The sequence below is a fragment of the Pedobacter sp. AC379 genome (assembly GCF_979258145.1).
This window is the reverse complement of record NZ_OZ409839.1, coordinates 1,214,268-1,232,767: the sequence shown is the minus strand read 5'-3', so window position 1 is coordinate 1,232,767 and position 18,500 is coordinate 1,214,268. Positions and strand designations below refer to the sequence as shown.

Sequence of the window (18,500 nt, the reverse complement as noted above, 5' to 3'; positions counted from 1 at the left end):
GCTACTTAATTTGCCCCTTAATATTAGGAAAATCAGTAATTACCCCATCTACACCTAAATCCATAAAATATTTAAGCTCCTTAACAGTATTTACCGTCCACGGAATAATTTTAATACCCATATCGTGGCACCGATCTACCAAACCTTTACCAACCAGTACTGAATATGGACTATAAATGGTTGGTTTAAATCCCAATTTCTCTATATAATCTTCAAAAGGCTCTTTTTCATCAATCAACAACGAAGTTTGTATTTTAGGATATTTTTCGTGCAGGTATTGTAGGGTACGCATATCAAACGATTCGATAATTACCCTTTTGGCAAGCTTTTTTTCATTGATCACTCCCATAATTAGCTCTACAAATTCTGCAGGCTCCGGATGAAATTCGTTATCACCGTTTTTAATGGTTTTTGTTTCAATACTGTAAACTGGTTTAGCCAATTTGTGTGCTTTAACATAATCCTCAACCGCATCTATTGTTTCAGAAAGTAAGGGTTTATATGCTTTAAATTTCATTTGACCAGGAAAACGACTATGAACTTTACTCCCTACATCAAACTTCTTTACCTCTTCATAATCCATCTTATAAATGTTGTATTTCTTCTGATCTTTCAAAGAAATCGCTTTTCCGTTAGGCTGAAGTGAGATTTCATTGTTAAAATAAGGCTCTTGAGAAAGTACAACCTGTTTATCTTTAGAAATCACGGCATCCATTTCTAACGTGTTAACACCCAAATCCAAAGCTTTTAACATTCCTTCAATGGTATTTTCTGGCATAATGCCTCTTGCGCCCGCTTTACCCTGCAGATCGAATTTTCTTTTTTGTGCCGATACGTTTAAAAAAAGTAATAAGAGCGTGGAGAGTAGAAGTAATTTTTTATTCATGAATTTTAAACGTAAAATGAACATTTTTATTTGTGATAATCTTCCTTAAAGCGTAAAAATGCTTCATTTAGTTATATTATCGCGTTGCTGGATGGATATCGCTTCATCAAATTGTAATCCAACTGTGGCTAAACTTTAGCAAAGTTGCAGGAAGCAATAATTTAAGAAATAAAAAAAGGGCTTCTTTTTATGGATAGCCCTCTTTTAATTCACATTGTTATTTTATCTTTCTGCAGGTACGAATGCCTGTACAATTAAGTTCCAGCTTGCATCTGCTGCTTTTTCATAAACGAAAACATAATTAAAGCTTTCACGCAGGTCGGCTTTATAATCGATGGTAGCAACACCGTAAGTGTAAGCCAAATCGCTGCCTATTGCTTTATCTACACCTGTAGTTTTTAAATTGATCTTGCTGATCATGCTATTATAAAAAGCAACAATTTTTCCTTTTCCATCAATGGCCTCATTACCAGGGAAAAGTAAACGTGCATCATTGGTTAAAAAACCTCCAAATGCAGCAATTCCATGCGTTTTTAATAAAGTATTAAGGGTTTTCTCAGTGGTTAAAATGATTTCTTTTCCGGCTTTAATTTCTCTTTCATTCAAAAATTTGGGTGCAACGTGGTCTTTAGGTTCAACAAACGAAGGTGTAAATTTAGTTAGCGGTTTGTTGCTTTCTGTCCCTAAATCAATCGCTAATTTCCATTTGCCATTTTCCGGTTTCCAGATAGAAAGGTACTGACCGTATTTTTTTTCTGAAGTTCCGATTTCATAAGGACCGGTAGTAAAACCTAAATCACCACTACGCGATACTTTAGCCAAATTTGGTGTCCATGTTACATCATTTTCAGCATTAGCTTTACCAGCATAAAAAGTTTTAGCATTAACAGGGTTTGGTCTGAATACCAAAGTACTGGTCGATGAATAATCTATGTAAGCTTCTTTATCTCCATTTTTGGCAATCGACTTAGCGAAATCCTTTTCAGCATTTACTAAAGATTTGGTTGTTCCGTCGCTTTTTTGTGCAAAAGCACTAAGGGCTAAAAGCGAAGCTATTGCGGTTGAAAATAATTGTTTCATTATTAATTAAGATAATATGTTTGGCGAATATAAAATTTTCTTTGATGGATGATTTCAAAAGTAATTAACAATTACACATTAAAGGGTTATTTTTCGCGATAAATAGTTTCCAAAACCGTTTGGCCGGTTGCTTTTAACGTATTCTTATCTATATTACTCAAATTATCCAACTGGGTATGCCAATTGATATAAAAGCCACTGTTATCGCTGTAATGGATAATATCTATTGATGGAATTCCTGCTTGGTTCATCCAAAAATGATCGTCTACCAGTTTTCCACTTGGTATACTTGTAAAATACGATGCGTAACCGATTTCACTACCAATTTCCCAAACTTTTTTTACCAAATCAGGAGCGGCCTGTCGTGAAATTTCATCTTGTGTAAACTGAGCGTTGCCCCCGCCTACCATATCAAGATTGATACCATATAATGCCTTGTAACCTGTAACAACTGCATGTTTTGCCCAATATTGAGAACCCAAGCACCATGAAACATCATCAAGTGTTTCATCATCAGCCTTTCCATAATCCTCCAAATCCCATAAAATAAAATCGACTCCAACATTTGGCTCTTTTTGTTGAATCTGACGTGCCATTTCTAAAATTACTGCCACACCACTTGCGCCATCATTAGCTGCATCAAAAGATTTACTACGGTTTGCAGGATCTGTATCCTGATCAGAAAATGGACGTGCATCCCAATGTGCAGTAATTAAAACTCTATTCTTTTGATCAGGATTAAGAGCAGCAACGATGTTTTTCATTTGAAAACTTTTACCATCATAAGTCTGTGTTTTCTGCCCCATTATACTTACATCTGCGCCGAAAGATTTTAATTTTGTTACTAAATAATCAGCACATTTTTGATGAGCCACAGTACCGGGAATGCGTGGACCTAATTCTACCTGAACCTTGGTATAAGCATAGGCACTATCTGCATTAAAATCAGGCGACGAAAGTTTTAATGAAGTTTCTTCCCCATTTCCATCAGTACCCTGCTTTGTTTTATTCTGGCATGCCTCAAATCCGATTAATGCTAATAAAGGCAGTACTAAAAGTTTTTTATTCATTTTTCAAACTAACGGAAAATTGTTTAATTAGTGTAAAGCACACTAATTTACTGTGCCTACCCTTTGAGGCGATTATTAAAAATTTACGAAAGGATATAGTTTACAATGGCCTGGCAATGAATTTTAGTGGTATCGAATACCGGAATATCGAAATCATCCTGACTGATCAGCATGGGGATTTCTGTACATCCAAGGATTATTCCTTCGGCTCCATCCGCGATCAGATCATTAATTATTTTGATATACTGCGCCCTGGTTTCTTCTAAAATCTGTCCTCTGCCTAATTCTTCTTTAAGCGTAAACTGGATGTAATCGCGGGTTGCTTTTTTTGCTGGCACCAATATGCTTAATCCATGGCCTTGGAGCTTTTTGATATAAAAGTCTTTTTCCATGGTAAACACTGTACCCAATAAAGCTACTTTTTTAATTCCTGTAGCATTTATGGCCTTAGCAGTTTCGGTGCCGATATGGATAATCGGTAATGCAATTTTTTCCTGAAGCTGATCGGCAAAAAGATGGGCAGTATTTGCACATAACACAATGGCTTCTACACCACTACGCTTTAAACGCTCACAAGCAGCCAGTAAAAGGTCAAATGATCCTTCCCAGGTTCTATCCTGAACATCACCAAAATTAAGGGAGTAAATTAAACACTCAGCAAAATTTAATCCGCCCAAGCGCTCATTTACGCCCTCATTTATAAAACGATAATAATCTATTGTTGATACCCAGCTAACGCCCCCTACTAAACCAATTTTTCTCATCGTTTAAAACTATCGGCTCTTTACTCCAAACGCCCGACTCTAAACTCGTTAAGCTTTGCTCCAGGTTGTTCCTTCTTTGCCATCTTTAAGCTGAATACCTAATTCCTGCAGTCCGATGCGGATACGATCAGAAGTTGCGTAATCTTTATTTGCTTTAGCCTCGGTTCTTAAATCAATTACCATATCCAAAACGCCGTTTAAGTCATTTCCTCCCGCATCCTCATCTTTAAGGCCTAAAATATCGAATACAAAATCGTTAATCAGTTGCTTTAATTTTTCTAACGCTTCGACAGAGATTTTCCCTTTACCATCATAAACGGTATTGATAATTCTTACTGCTTCAAAAAGTTCTGCAATTAAAATCGGACTGTTAAAATCGTCATTCATTGCATGGATACATTTTTCTTTTAAGGCATCAATGTCAAAATCATTCTGTTCTGCAACCTGAAGTTTATCCAACAAACCAACCGCCGACATTAAACGGCGAAAGCCTTTTTCTGAAGCATCCAGGGCATCATTAGAAAAATCCAAAGTACTACGGTAATGTGCCTGCAACATAAAAAACTTAACCGTCATCGGGCTATAGCCTTTCTTCAGTAAGGGATGATCGCCCGTAAACAACTCTAACGGAAGGAAACCGTTCCCCGCCGATTTAGACATCCGCGTACCGTTTACCGTAAGCATATTGGTGTGCATCCAATAACGGGCAGGTTGTTTATGGCTGCAAGCCTCAGATTGTGCAATTTCGTTGGTATGGTGCGTGGCTGCTAAATCCATTCCACCTCCGTGAATATCAAATTCGGCCCCCAAATATTTAGCACTCATTGCTGAACATTCGATATGCCAGCCCGGAAAACCCATGCCCCAGGGCGATTGCCATTGCATTAACGTTTCTGGCTTTGCTTTAATCCAAAGGGCAAAATCCAACCTCCCGTGTTTCTCATCCTGACCACCCAATTCGCGGGTATTGTTCAGCATATCTTCCAGGTTACGATTGGTTAAAATCGTGTAATTGTATTCTTTACTATATTTTTCTACATCAAAATACACATTGCCATCCACTTCGTAACCATAACCATTGGCTATAATTACTTTAATCATTTCAATTTGCTCAATAATGTGTCCGGTAGCAGTAGGCTCGATACTTGGCGGCAGTGTATTAAACATCCGCAATACATCGTGGAAACCTAAAGTATACTTCTGTACAATTTCCATTGGCTCAAGCTGTTCTAATTTTGCACGTTTTGCAAATTTATCATCACCTTCATCCCTATCGCCCTCTAAATGGCCAGCATCGGTAATATTACGTACATAACGCACTTTATAACCTGCATATTTAAGGTACCTAAAAATTAAATCGAATGATATAAATGTGCGGCAATTGCCCAGGTGCACATCACTATAAACGGTAGGACCGCAAACATACACCCCAACATTAGGTGCATTTAAGGGTTGAAAAAGTTCTTTTTTGCGCGAAAGCGTATTATAAAGCTGTAAGCCAGTATTCATACTGCAAATGTAAGATTTAGTTAGAAAGTAAAAACGTTTAAAGTTGCAATGTTTAGGTTATGATTTTAAGCTAACATTTGAAAAGGCAGTTACGATACAATAGATGGTCATCCTGAACTGCTCGACTCACCTTTAAAAGCTGTTATCACGTAATGCCCGTCTTGTTTATTGCTGCTTATTTATTTAAGATTCGAAAAGGCTATGGCTGCCCATCGGCAATTGCAGTCCTCCTTTACGCTGTAGCTACGCCGATCTTTTAAAACAAAATTTTATTCCTTAGTTTAGATTTTACCTATCAACATCAATAAATGGTTCAAATAAGAGAAGTTTTAGAAAGTGATGCAGATACTGTAGCCAAACTTTCTACACAATTGGGTTACAAAAGTGATGTAAAACAAACAACAGCCCGGATTAAACTCATCAATAACAGTATTGAAAATTGCGCATTTGTCGCCTTAATTAATGGCAAAATAGTAGGCTGGATTCATGCATTTTACACTTTAAGAATAGAATCTGATGCATTTGTAGAAATTGGAGGTTTGATTGTTGACGAAACTTACCGGAATCATCAAATTGGGAAACAATTGATTGAAAATATAACACTGTGGGCAAAAACGCAAGAGCTAAAAAAATTAAAGGTTAGGTGCAATATAGTACGTATTGAAAGTCATAAATTTTATAAGCGAATTGGCTTCAAAGAGAATAAAACACAAATTGCATTTGAAAAGGATATAATTTAACCATTGCTATTCTTGCGAAGTCGATGGGCACCCGCTCAGCAGATTTTGCAAGTTGCCCTTACATTATTACAACCCACAAACATTTCATTATTGTAACATTTCAATCCTATTCGTTAACTTTGTAGCATGATTGATTTACCGGTAGTACCTGCTGTGACTGAAGTTAAACGTAAACCCGATTGGTTACGTGTAAAATTACCTGTTGGTAAGGAATATGCCCAAGTTCGCAGTTTAGTAGATACGCACAAGCTCCACACCATCTGCGAAAGTGGTAATTGCCCTAATATGGGCGAATGCTGGGGTGCAGGCACGGCAACTTTCATGATTTTAGGTAACATTTGTACCCGTAGCTGCTCTTTTTGTGCCGTTGCAACAGGCCGTCCTTTGGCTGTTGATGTAGATGAACCTAACCGCATAGCCGATTCTGTAAGGTTAATGGGCGTTAAACATTGCGTAATTACTTCGGTAGATCGTGATGACTTAAAGGATGGTGGTTCAATCATCTGGGCAGAAACATTACAAGCCATCCGCCGAGAAAGCCCTATTACCACTTTAGAAACATTAATTCCTGATTTTAAAGGACAGTGGGATAATTTATACCGCGTTTTAGAAGAAAGACCAGAAGTGGTTTCGCACAATATGGAAACAGTTAAGCGTTTAACCAAACAAGTGCGTATCCAGGCAAAATACGATAGAAGTTTAGAGGCCTTAAAAAGGATTTCGGAATTTGGTTTAAGAACTAAAACGGGCATTATGCTTGGTTTAGGTGAAACTGAAGAAGATATTTTTGAGGCAATGGACGATTTAGTTGCCAATGGTGTTCATATATTAACTTTAGGCCAATATTTACAACCTACACGTAATCACCATCCTGTGGTTGATTGGATCCATCCAGATACATTTGCTATGTATAAAGAGGCTGGTTTAGCAAAAGGTTTAAAGTATGTAGAAAGCGGTCCTTTGGTTCGTTCATCTTACCATGCCGAAAAACACCTTTTTCCGATTGAAGGAATTGCCTAAATCTATTATTATAAGCGATTTAACCTCTTTTATTAAATCGCACTCCTTAAAGGAATGAATTTATAAAACATTTTTTTGGTTTTAATGTTCTGTATTGTATCTTAGTGACCGATAGTGACTGCATTAAAAAAATTAACTCTAACCGAGCCTGAACTTGTTCAAGCACTGCAATCGAAAGATCCAGCGGTACTAAAAACACTGTACAGCATGTATTCCTCAGCGCTTTACGGCGTTATTTCACGCATTATTACCCATACTGAACTTGCAGAAGATGTTTTACAAGAAACTTTCGTAAAAATCTGGCAGTCTGCTACACACTATGATCATACTAAAGGACGTTTGTTTACGTGGATGATGAATATTGCCCGCAATTTATCGATCGACAAACTTCGTTCTAAAGATTTTAAGAATTCACTCAAAAACCAAGATATAGAAAATAACGTAAGTTTCGTTGATGAACAAAACAAGGTTACGTTTAATCCGGATGTTCTTGGAGTTAAGCAACTTGTAGAAAACCTTAAACCGGATTTACAAGCAGTTCTTGATTTAGTTTATTACAAGGGTTTCACACATGTGGAAGCCGCAGAAAAGTTAGATCTGCCATTAGGTACGGTGAAAACCCGGATCCGGTTGGCTATTATTGAATTGAGAAGGAATTTTAATTGAGCGTGGAAAATTTAAAAGCATATATCGAATCTGGAGTACTTGAGCTGTACGTTTTAGGTGATTTATCACCTGAAGAAGCGTTGCAGGTTGAGGAAATGGCATCTCAAAACCTAGAGGTTAGAGATGAAATAGCTGCCATTGAGCAAGCTATGGAGCAATATGCTATGCAAAATGCTGTAGAGCCATCTGCAGATGTAGAAACAAGATTATTCGAGAAGTTGGGGTTAAGTGAAGTTGAAGAGAATGTGAATGTTCAACCCGAACCAGTTTATACAGAAGAACCAAGAATTATACGTTTGGATGGAAGTAGTGCAAAAGTGAGAACTTTGCGTTATGCCTTAGTTGCTTGTATAGCTTTATTGGTAGTAAGTACTGCAGCACTATTTATTACTTATAATAAACTTAATGCTGCGCACGACCAAATTGCAAGTTTAAACCTCGACAAACAGAAATTTGCCGGAGTAGTTAGTAAGCTTGAATTTGAAAACCAAGGTTTAGATAACATGGCTACTATGGCCGATAGTAAAGAATGGGCAACCATTCGTATGGCAGGACAGGCTTTTAGTCCATCTTCTAAAATGAAGGTTTATTGGAACAAAAAAGATAAAAGCGTGCTGATTAACTATGTGGCAATGGATTTACCTAAAACAGATGCCGAACATGAATATCAATTATGGGCACTTGTAAATGGAAAACCAGTAAGTTTAGGTGTATTCGGAAAAACCGATTCTACCAGTAACGAAGCCTTAGTAAAAATGCAGACTATCCAGGAAGCACAAGCTTTTGCCGTTACATTAGAGCCAACTGGTGGCAGTGTTAATCCAACAATGGATAAACTTACCGTTATGGGTGGTGTTTAAATAGAAATTATTTAATTAATATATTAAATCCCGACATTAAAAAGTGTCGGGATTTTTGTTTTATAACATTTTGATCGATGTTTCTTACCATTAATCGACATTGGGGGCAGGAAACTTACTTGATCAAATAAGAAAGGCAGGGAGGCATCTTTTTTGAAATAGATCTCTCCGCTGCGACCTGGTTGACGATTAAGATTTCGCCGCGTACTTCACTTCTTCATATGGTTGTACCAATACCCATCCTTCACCAAAAAACTCCAATTGGAATGATTCGCCACTTCCTCTTCCAATAAATGAGCCGAAAGTTAGATTTGTTTTAATGTTGGGTGTTAAATTTTCAGACCACGCCACTGTAGCATTTGGATCGGTATAAACTGGTTGGTTGCCTGTAACCCTTAACAAAATTGGTTCTCCATGTGTGGTAATGGCAATGTATCCGCTTCCCGAAAGTTTAACCTGAAATAAGCCTCCACTCATCATCCCGGCAATGCTTTTAAGCATTTTTATCTCATTTTTAATATTTTCTTCCAGCGCAAGTACGTCGTTGCCATTTACAAAAACTGATTCGTTTTGAAGTTTGATGATCTTTACTTTCTTGCCTTCATCTGCCAGATATAATTTACCTGTGCCAGTGGCATGCATTAGCGAAGTACCTTCACCTGATATCGCTTTTTTTAACAAACCACCTAAACCTTTACTCAATAAACCTTCTCTTTTAAAATCGATATTACCGATGTAAGCCACCATAGAACCTGCTTTAGCCAAAATCTTTTGATTTTTAAGGTTTACTTCCAGCATGGCTGGTTTTTCCAATTCAAAAAAGTCGTTCTCATTTGGGTTTTCAGCTGATTCCTGAATTAATTCATTCAGCGTGTATTCTTTTTGTGCCATAATAATTTGTTTTCCGTTTTTAGGTTTCTGATTTCTAAATATTCCCTTAAGCTATAGATTTTTAAACTAGAACCATAGTAGATTCAATTCATTTTTTTTCCACATAAGATTCTATTAACTAATTGGCCATGCAGATTTTAATTTCTTTAGAAATTCTGGCAGCGACCTGAGATGCGGTAACCACAAAACTTTCGCTTGCTAAATGATCTCCAGCTTTGCCATGTAAGTAACAGGCTAAAACAGCGGCATCACTGGCTGAATATTGCTGTGCAACTAAACCAGCAATAATACCTGTAAGAACATCGCCCATTCCTCCTTGTGCCATAGCTGGATTACCGGTTGAATTAATTAAAACGCGACCTGTTGGCAAGCAGATAAAAGTATATTGATTTTTAAGCACGATTACGATTTTGAGCTTTTCTGCTAGTTTTTTTGCAGTTCCTACCCGCTCCCACCAACTATCATGGTCGCCAAATAACCGATCAAACTCTTTCATATGGGGAGTAATGATGGTGTTAGGCGCCAGTTTTTTGATCAGATCTGGTCTTTTTCCAAGAATATTTAAAGCATCGGCATCGATAATTAAAGCCTGATTATTCAAAATTAAGTCTTCGAGCAGTTTTTCGTTGTTTTCATCAGTACCCAAGCCTGGGCCTATAGCTATCGCCTGGTACCTTTTCGGATCTTTAATCGTAACATCATCCGCTCTTGGCAGAGCCATAACTTCTGGCAAAGCAGTATTTAGTGCATTTAAACCGCTTGTTGGAATACATGCCGTTGTTAATCCCGCTCCGGCATGCAAACAGGCCATAGATGATAGTAATGCTGCTCCCATTGTATTTGCATCACCGGCAATAACAAGGGCATGACCATAAGTACCTTTATGACTAAATAATTTTCGCGGCTTTAGGATTTTATCTATATCACTTTTTTCTACAAGACAGAAATCAGCCTGTTGTTTTTGGATGAAGGCTTCATCCAGGCCAATATCAACCACCTCATACTTTTCAGTAGCCAGAACAGATTCCGGAAAGAAAAAATTGATTTTAGGTCTTTGAAAACAGATCGTTTTATATGCTTTTATACCATTATAATCTCTAGGCAATCTACCTTCCGCAAAAAAACCTGTGGGAACATCAACTGCATACACTTTTTTATTTAGCTTGTTAATTCCATAAGCGAGTTCCTCAAATGGTCCGCTTAAGGGTTTGTTTAATCCAGATCCTAAGATGGCGTCGATAATCAGGTCTGCTTTGATATTTTTTAAATCGGCAAGTTGATTAATGATGATTTTTTTACACCGCGTTTCTTCAATCCGTTGCAAATTGATTGCAAAATCGCCGCTTTGTTTATCGCTAAAATTTATGATGTAAACTTTTATATTTTCGTAACCATTCGCAATAAGCAAATGGGCTATTGCCAGTCCATCGCCGCCGTTGTTCCCCTTTCCACAAAATATGGCCACACTTTTATTGGTGTCAAATTCAGTTCTTAAAAAACTTTGAACGAAAGCGCGCGCAGCTTTTTCCATCAGATCGATCGATGCTATCGGTTTATTGGCAATGGTAAACTGATCGGCACTGCGCATTTGGGCAGAAGTAAGCAATATTTGCATATAACTAAGGTAATATTATACAGCTATAATGCAAAAGATAGGATTTTGTTTGATTTTTCCTTTATCAATGCAATTGAATAAGTTGATGAGTTTTAACCTCCAATGTAAAAAGATAAATACGGATTTTACTTCTATAAGCTTGTTTATCAAAATTGCTTGGTAAACTTATTATTTTCCAAAAATCTTATCAGGTTGTGCTGATATGAGTTTACTCATGCATAATGGCTTAAATCATCACCTTCCCTTAGTAGCTCAGATTCCTTAAATAATTTAAAATACTATCTTTTAATTTTATACCTTTTGCGAATCTTTAGCGTTGACTATTGAATTAAATTAAATCTCAAAACAATGAATCAAAAACCATCAAATGCATTCGTGGCAGCTGCCTGGATGGCATTAGGTATCGGAATGATCGGCTTTATTGTAGGGCTATGGCGTTCTGATATGCTTCTTAATGAAAAAGGATATTATTTTACCGTATTGATGTTTGGCCTTTTCGCCGTAATCTCTTTACAAAAGGCTGTTCGCGATAAGCTGGAGGGTATTCCGGTTACTGAAATTTATTATGGCATCAGTTGGTTTTCTACGCTTTTAACCATCACCTTATTGGTAATCGGTTTGTGGAATGCAACTTTACTGCCCAGTGAAAAAGGATTTTATGCCTTTGCATTTTTACTCTCGCTTTTTGGTGCCATTACGGTGCAGAAAAACACTAGGGACAGTCAGATTGTAAATAAAAACCGTGATTTGGAATAGATTATTGGGTGCAGCAAGGATATACTGAATAATTGCATTGCCTTACTCATTAGTTTAGCCAATATTTCATAACGAGCAATCTAAATTAAATTATCTGCAGGTTTTACGAATTAATTTCATAAAACCTGCAGATTTTTTTTTGCAGCAAACCTTTTAATCAACCTGTTACCAAGCCATTTACTTTGCCTACATCGGCAACTTCTAAATCTGCCTGAAAATCCAGTAACTTTTTTTTCGCTTTAAAACCCGCACCATTAGTAATTTTACTAAACAAATTAATACATTCAAAAAGATCATCCACCTGATCATCGAAATAACTACCGCCAGCAAAATATTTATAATTGGCTGCTATAAATTTTTCTATTTTATCTCTATCCTCAACTGATACTTCATCAGTATAAATAGGATCGGTAAGCAAAAATTTAAGCTGCTCTTTAAAAATCACTTCTTCATCTTTTACTAAAAACATTTTTTGCGATATTGTTTCAAAAGCAGTGCTGACGCGCATAAATGAAGTAATCTCTATAATTTTATTTAGTAAGGCCTGCTGGTTTTGCAGCAGAACGTTGATCTCTTTATTGCTATCATAAAGACATTTAAGATCGTTAACCATATTCTGCTTAAAAGCGACTGACAAAAAATATTCAAAGATCTGTTTATCCAATTGCTTTAATTTGCTTTCCAGTTCTTCATATTCAGCATTCAGCCGCACAATAAGCTCGGTACAATCTGTTTTAATATGGCGCTGTCCATCGTAATCAAAAGTATCAACGCTAAAAACTTCATCCTCAATTTGCTTTAGTGTATTTAAATCAGTCTTAATACCATCTTGCAGATAGATTAAACTTAAATTTTCATCATTAAACAAGTCGCCTATCTGGCCTTGTATAATTGGCAATCGCTTTTCGAAAGCATCTTCATTAAAGTCAATTAATGGATCTCTAAAATCAAAATATCCATTATACATATTATTAAGAGAATACTGTTTTTGATTTTCCCAAAAATCAAGTTCAAATTTGCCGGGATCTGATATAATTGGAGAATTGCCATAATCAATTGCATCAAAGAGCTTTTTAGTAATCTCCTCCAAAACCAGGTGTTTGTTTGTCAGTAAATCTGTTGCAATTCCTACACCATAACTTTTAAGTGGATAATCTAATTTTCTTAAATGCGCTACCCTATCTTTAGTGCTTGGGTGCGATGACCATTGATCTTTAAGCACAAGTTTACTTTTATTAAATTTATTATAGTGTTCTTCAGATACAATAGGTAAGTTATTTTCAACGGTGATATCTTGTAGATTAGCATAAAAATCCAAGACGAATTTTTGCTGAGGGAAAATATTAATGGTTTTCTCCTTCTCAATAATTTTAGCGTTATAATAATTAAACACGTTATTTAATGAATAATCAGCCAGTTGCAGGCGATGAAGTGCGGTAATTAATGCATCAGAACCCGCAACACTAGCAGCAACTGCATCGGCATGAAACTCCATTTCTCTTGATAAGGCCAAATGATTCAAATTAACTGAATCATAATTTTTCTTTAAAATAAATTGTATACCTGCAATGATTTTATTTGCCAAAACCACAAAAATCGCTAAATAATTACTGATACCAGCTAATTTTTGAGTGAAATTTCCATACCCATCATTATCATATAGGGTATTATAAATTACTTGGTTAACGTTATAAACATAACTCCCTGTACGCATACTTTTTTGGGAAAAATGGCCAAATTCGTGTGCGAGAATAGCTTTTAGTTCATTAATGGATATTGTATTCATTAGGCCCAAACCAATATGCAGATTCTTCTTTACTGGAAAAAACATACTCCAAAAACTAGAATCATAGAATACAGAAGCGTTAACCTCGGAGGATAAGTATACTTTTTTAGGTAAATCTGTCCCTACCTCTTCAACAATTTCATCAATCATTTTAAAAAGATCAGGGTGTTCGGCTTTTGTTATCCTGGTTAAATGAGAGCGGTCAACTTTATTAACCTTAAATATAAATTTCACTAAAAAAACCAATATTAAAACACCAAAACAGACCAACCCACCACCCAACATGAAGGTAAAAAACATCGGTTTAAGAGCAATTAGCATCAAACCTGCATATGCACAAAGGACAGTTAAGCATACAGCACCGAGAATTAATATAAGGTAGGTTACTATGAATAATAAAATTGCTTGAATAGATTTTCGTGCCATCTTCTTAAAATTTTCAGATGGCTGGAGAGCATTTTTGTTCATAAAATAATGTTTGGTAATGCAAGATAATAAAACACACAGGCAGGTTAAAGAACTTTTAAAAAAAACAGTAAATTATTATAACAAAACTTTTTATTAGTTAAATCACTGAAAAATAATTACTACTTTAACCATCAGATACCGAAGCCAATAGTGATCATTTTCGAGCAGATTATATAAACTTATTTCAATCTTATACATCCTATCCATGGAACAAAAAGATGGCTTAAAAAAAACGCTTACTCCTTTTATGCTTTGGGGGCTCGGTGTTGGGTATGTAATTTCCGGAATGTATTTCGGCTGGAATTTAGGCCTGGAGAAGGGCGGTACGCTAGGTATGGCCATTGCCACAGTTGCCATTATGGTAATGTATGTTACCTTTAGTTTCAGCTATGCCGAACTGGCCTGCGCAATACCAAAGGCTGGTGGTGTTTTTGATTATGCAAATACCGCACTGGGCAAAAACATAGGTTTTATAGCAGGCATTGCACAAATGGTCGAATTTATATTTGCACCTCCAGCAATTGCGTTTGCCATAGGTGCTTATTTTAATGCTTTTTTTCCGCAGGTACCCGTTCTTACCAGTGCAATTGCAGTGTACTTTATATTTACAGCACTTAACGTTTATGGCGTAAAAGCGGCGGCATCATTCGAGGTAATAATTACCGTTTTAGCCGTTGGTGAGCTGTTGTTATTCTCTGGAATCACATTGCCTAAATTCCGATCCGAAAATCTGATTCAAAATAATTTTCCGAACGGCTGGAGTGGTGTTTTTGCCGCCATACCCTTTGCCATCTGGTTTTTCCTGGGTATAGAGGGTGTTGCCAATGTAGCAGAAGAAACTAAAAACCCACAGCGTGATATCAGCAAAGGTTTTGGATGGGGTATTTTTACGTTGGTTGTTTTATGTGTACTTGTTTTTATCGCTACCATTGGCATTGGCGGCTGGGAAGCCATTGTATACAAAAACGGAAAATCAGGAGAAACTTCTGATTCGCCATTACCGCTTGCCTTATCGATGATTACCGGCGATAACCACCTGATGTATCATGTACTCATCACCGTGGGGTTGTTTGGATTAATCGCCTCTTTCCATGGTTTGGTTTTGGCTGCTGGTCGCTCCACTTACGAAATGGGGCGTGTAAAAAGTATTCCGGCTATCCTTGGGGAAATTTCACCCAAATTTCAAACACCAGCAAATGCGCTAATTGGCAATATGGTAATCGGCATCATTGCGCTGTTATCGGGTAAAACCGCTGAAATTATTATTATTTCAGTATTCGGGGCCTTAACGTTATATATTATTTCAATGATTTCGGTAATGGTGCTGCGGAAAAGTCGGCCTGAGATGGCTAGGCCTTTCAAAACTCCGGTTTACCCACTGTTTCCCATCATTGCTTTAATTATTTCGTGCGTTTCTTTCATCGCAATGCTGATTTATAATCTTAAATTGGGTTTAATTTATTCGGGTATCGTTTTAGGCATATTTCTTTTATATAAAATATTCAAAAAGGCAGATTGATGAGTACAAGCAAAGAAATTCTGGATTACGTTAAAAATCATCCTTCTGGTAAAGTCAAATTGGCTGTTGCTGATATTGATGGTATTTTAAGGGGAAAATATGTTGCAGCCGAAAAGTTTGCTTCGCTGGTTGAAGGTCGTTTAGGCTTTTGTGATGTTACCTTTGGTTGGGATGCAGCTGATCTGGCTTACGAAAACGGAAAATACACTGGCTGGCATACCGGTTATCCGGATGCGCAGGTTAAAATTGATATTGATACTTTCCGGAAAATCCCATGGGAAAATGAAGTTCCTTTCTTTTTAGGCGATTTCATTGATGATCAGGACCGTGCAAATTTTGTTTGTCCAAGGCAGCTCTTAAAAAAAATAATTACCGAATGTGAGCATGAAGGTTTTTCGCCCCTTTTTGCACAAGAATTTGAGTGGTTTAATTTTTCGGAAACACCAGAAAGCATTCATGAGAAAGGTTTTGCAAACTTAAAACCCTTAAGTCCGGGTATGTTTGGTTATTCCATTTTAAGGAGTACCTATAGGAATGAATTTATGAGCGACCTGTTCGAACTGCTCAATAAATTTGATATTACCATTGAGGGTTTGCATACCGAAACAGGCCCTGGGGTATACGAAGCGGCCATTAAATATGCACCAGCCTTAAAAGCGGCCGACCAAGCCATTTTATTTAAAACCGCTGTTAAAGAAATTGCCTACAAACACGGTATAATGGCCACATTTATGGCAAAAGTAAGTGAAAACCTGCCAGGATGCAGCGGCCATGTGCATCAAAGTTTGTGGGATACCGATAAAAAAACAAATCTTTTTTACGATGAAAAGGATCCGGCTAAAATGAGTGAAATAATGAAAAGTTATATCGCTGGTCAACTATACTGCCTGCCAGAGCTATTGCCGATGGTTGCTCCAACTATAAACAGTTACAAACGTTTGGTAGAAGGTGCATGGGCACCAACCACGGTAACCTGGGGAATTGATAACCGCACAACCGCATTACGTGCATTGCCAGGAAGCAAAAAAGCATCGCGTTTGGAAACCCGGATTGTTGGCGCTGATACTAACCCATACCTGGCACTTTCGGCTTGTTTAGCTGCAGGAATGTATGGTGTTAAAAATAAATTAAAGCTCAATCAACCGGCTACAAAAGGGAATGGCTATACCGATTTATCAAATGGTATACTATCCCGTAATTTATTTGAAGCTACACAAAAGATGAAAAATTCTGATTTGGCCAAAACACTATTGGGCGAAGATTTCGTTGATCATTTTACCATGACCCGCGAGTGGGAATGTAAGCAATATGCCAAAGTGGTAACCGATTGGGAGCTAAAAAGGTATTTAGAAATTATTTAATCTAAAGTCTCCGTGCTGAAAAATCAAATTTTTAGAAAAAAATGGATTAAAGATGAGAGAATACGGGTTATCGTCATTCCCAACCCGATAGCTATCGGGTTAATTGGGAATTTTAATACTAGGGCAGGGTTTGTGAGCTGCATTAAGATTAGCGCCAGCGCGAAAATGACGACAATTTTTTAGAATCTGTGATTCGTAACTTGATTCAGAATCTTTTATAGATTAAATGCTGAAAAATTCAGCATAACACAAACTTAAGAAACACAAAAGGAACAAAAAACAATTGCCATGATATTTGATAAGATCCATCAGTTTAATTTCCCTACAACCATCCGTTTTGGTGCTGGTGCAGTAAAAGAATTACCCTTCTATTTAACCAAGCACAATTTAAAAGCACCATTAATTGTTACCGATGCCACAATTGCGCAACTTCCATTTTTTAAAAACATTGTAGAAGATTTGAGGGCAAAAAGTATTTCTGTCGAAGTTTTTAGCGATATCCATAAAAACCCGGTTAAAAGTGATGTTTACAAAGGTACTGACGTTTGGGATGCCACTAATCGTGATAGCATTATTGGTATTGGTGGTGGTGCGGCTCTTGATGTTGCCAGAGCAATTGTGCTCAGGGTGAATCACCGGGAAGACTTATTTAAATACGACGATTTAATTGGTGGTGATATTTATGTCACCAATGATGTTCCTCATTTTATTACCATTCCAACCACATCAGGTACCGGAAGTGAGGTTGGCCGTAGCGCAATTATTGCGGATGATGAAACCCACCAGAAAAAAATTCTGTTCTCCCCCAAATTAATGGCGCAGATAGTATTTGCAGATCCTCAGCTTACTATGGATTTACCACCATTTATTACTGCTGCAACAGGTATGGATGCACTTACACACAATATGGAAGCCTACCTGGCCAAAAATTTCCACCCGATGTGTGATGGTATTGCGCTTGAAGGCATTTCTTTGATAAAAGATTCGCTGGAAAGGGCAACCAACAATCCGGATTTAGAAAGCCGCAGTAAGATGTTAATGGCATCAATGATGGGTGCAATCGCCTTTCAAAAAGGTTTAGGTGTTGTACATTCGTTGGCGCATCCGCTATCTTCATTATTGGATACCCACCATGGTTTGGCCAACGCCGTTAATATTCCTTACGGTATGCAGTTCAATATTGCAGGTTTTGAAGATCGTTTTAAAAAAATTGCCCGTACTTTAGCACTTAAAGATGAAAATGGTGAGGCTGTTGTAAAATACCTGTTTGATTTAAACACAAAAGTGAATATTCCGCATAAATTGAGTGATATTGGTGTTAAAAATGAACATATCGAAACCCTTGCCGATTTAGCTTTTGCCGATTTTGCACATCCAAACAATCCAAAACCGGTAAGCAGAGCAGATTTTAAACAGCTATATTTAAATGCACTTTAAAGCAGTTATTAACCACAAATAAAGAGGATGAACACAGATAAAAGGCTGTATAAATTAAATAAAAAATTGCAG

General features: G+C 37.0%; 16 protein-coding genes. 8 read left to right on the top strand and 8 right to left on the bottom strand.

The annotated features are described in order from the left end of the window. Window position 1: 1 nt before the first annotated feature. The 5 genes from ACZZZW_RS05390 to cysS all read right to left on the bottom strand — a co-directional run bounded on the left by ACZZZW_RS05390 (window position 2) and on the right by cysS (window position 5,309). Window positions 2-886, bottom strand: coding sequence for a glycerophosphodiester phosphodiesterase family protein (locus ACZZZW_RS05390; RefSeq protein WP_463492492.1), 885 nt, complete (start codon window positions 884-886; stop codon window positions 2-4). A gap of 222 nt (window positions 887-1,108) precedes the next feature. Beyond that, the gene (locus ACZZZW_RS05385; RefSeq protein WP_055908153.1) at window positions 1,109-1,966 is read right to left on the bottom strand and encodes a nuclear transport factor 2 family protein; all 858 of its coding nucleotides are present in this window, start codon (window positions 1,964-1,966) and stop codon (window positions 1,109-1,111) included. An 86-nt stretch (window positions 1,967-2,052) separates the two neighbouring features. Continuing rightward, window positions 2,053-3,036: a M28 family peptidase gene (locus tag ACZZZW_RS05380; RefSeq protein ID WP_463492491.1), complete on the bottom strand. Its 984-nt coding sequence runs from the start codon at window positions 3,034-3,036 to the stop codon at window positions 2,053-2,055. Between the two features lie 83 nt (window positions 3,037-3,119). Continuing rightward, the gene (locus ACZZZW_RS05375) at window positions 3,120-3,800 is read right to left on the bottom strand and encodes an aspartate/glutamate racemase family protein (RefSeq protein ID WP_463492490.1); all 681 of its coding nucleotides are present in this window, start codon (window positions 3,798-3,800) and stop codon (window positions 3,120-3,122) included. Window positions 3,801-3,848: 48 nt separating this feature from the next. Next, entirely contained in the window at window positions 3,849-5,309 is a 1,461-nt protein-coding gene (gene cysS, locus ACZZZW_RS05370; RefSeq protein WP_463492489.1) for a cysteine--tRNA ligase, read from the bottom strand. 308 nt (window positions 5,310-5,617) lie between these two features. Here cysS and ACZZZW_RS05365 point away from each other — a divergent pair, with 308 nt between their 5' ends. From ACZZZW_RS05365 to ACZZZW_RS05350, 4 genes are all read left to right on the top strand, one after another. Next, on the top strand, window positions 5,618-6,049 hold the full coding sequence (locus ACZZZW_RS05365; protein ID WP_463492488.1) for a GNAT family N-acetyltransferase: 432 nt from the start codon (window positions 5,618-5,620) through the stop codon (window positions 6,047-6,049). Window positions 6,050-6,175: 126 nt separating this feature from the next. After that, window positions 6,176-7,069: a lipoyl synthase gene (gene lipA / locus ACZZZW_RS05360; RefSeq protein ID WP_029278501.1), complete on the top strand. Its 894-nt coding sequence runs from the start codon at window positions 6,176-6,178 to the stop codon at window positions 7,067-7,069. A 114-nt stretch (window positions 7,070-7,183) separates the two neighbouring features. Beyond that, entirely contained in the window at window positions 7,184-7,735 is a 552-nt protein-coding gene (locus ACZZZW_RS05355; RefSeq protein WP_025144171.1) for an RNA polymerase sigma factor, read from the top strand. A gap of 2 nt (window positions 7,736-7,737) precedes the next feature. Then, the gene (locus ACZZZW_RS05350; protein ID WP_055908166.1) at window positions 7,738-8,595 is read left to right on the top strand and encodes an anti-sigma factor; all 858 of its coding nucleotides are present in this window, start codon (window positions 7,738-7,740) and stop codon (window positions 8,593-8,595) included. A gap of 189 nt (window positions 8,596-8,784) precedes the next feature. Here ACZZZW_RS05350 and ACZZZW_RS05345 read toward each other — a convergent pair whose 3' ends face one another. Then, window positions 8,785-9,486 (bottom strand): AIM24 family protein, encoded by a 702-nt coding sequence (locus ACZZZW_RS05345; protein ID WP_055908167.1) that lies wholly within the window; start codon window positions 9,484-9,486, stop codon window positions 8,785-8,787. A gap of 118 nt (window positions 9,487-9,604) precedes the next feature. Continuing rightward, window positions 9,605-11,101 (bottom strand): bifunctional ADP-dependent NAD(P)H-hydrate dehydratase/NAD(P)H-hydrate epimerase, encoded by a 1,497-nt coding sequence (locus ACZZZW_RS05340; RefSeq protein WP_055908170.1) that lies wholly within the window; start codon window positions 11,099-11,101, stop codon window positions 9,605-9,607. 348 nt (window positions 11,102-11,449) lie between these two features. Between ACZZZW_RS05340 and yiaA the strand changes: the two genes are divergently transcribed. After that, entirely contained in the window at window positions 11,450-11,857 is a 408-nt protein-coding gene (gene yiaA, locus ACZZZW_RS05335; RefSeq protein ID WP_055908174.1) for an inner membrane protein YiaA, read from the top strand. Window positions 11,858-12,014: 157 nt separating this feature from the next. Here the strand turns inward: yiaA and ACZZZW_RS05330 are convergent, their stop codons facing one another. Next, window positions 12,015-14,111, bottom strand: a complete 2,097-nt coding sequence (locus tag ACZZZW_RS05330) for a M48 family metalloprotease (RefSeq protein ID WP_055908177.1) — start codon at window positions 14,109-14,111, stop codon at window positions 12,015-12,017. 205 nt (window positions 14,112-14,316) lie between these two features. Here ACZZZW_RS05330 and eat point away from each other — a divergent pair, with 205 nt between their 5' ends. The 3 genes from eat to ACZZZW_RS05315 all read left to right on the top strand — a co-directional run bounded on the left by eat (window position 14,317) and on the right by ACZZZW_RS05315 (window position 18,428). After that, window positions 14,317-15,630, top strand: a complete 1,314-nt coding sequence (eat, locus tag ACZZZW_RS05325) for an ethanolamine permease (protein WP_082458733.1) — start codon at window positions 14,317-14,319, stop codon at window positions 15,628-15,630. Next, window positions 15,630-16,991, top strand: a complete 1,362-nt coding sequence (locus tag ACZZZW_RS05320) for a glutamine synthetase family protein (protein WP_463492487.1) — start codon at window positions 15,630-15,632, stop codon at window positions 16,989-16,991. The genes eat and ACZZZW_RS05320 overlap by 1 nt, the downstream gene beginning before the upstream one ends. Window positions 16,992-17,279: 288 nt before the next feature. Beyond that, on the top strand, window positions 17,280-18,428 hold the full coding sequence (locus ACZZZW_RS05315; RefSeq protein WP_055908182.1) for an iron-containing alcohol dehydrogenase: 1,149 nt from the start codon (window positions 17,280-17,282) through the stop codon (window positions 18,426-18,428). Window positions 18,429-18,500 lie beyond the last annotated feature (72 nt).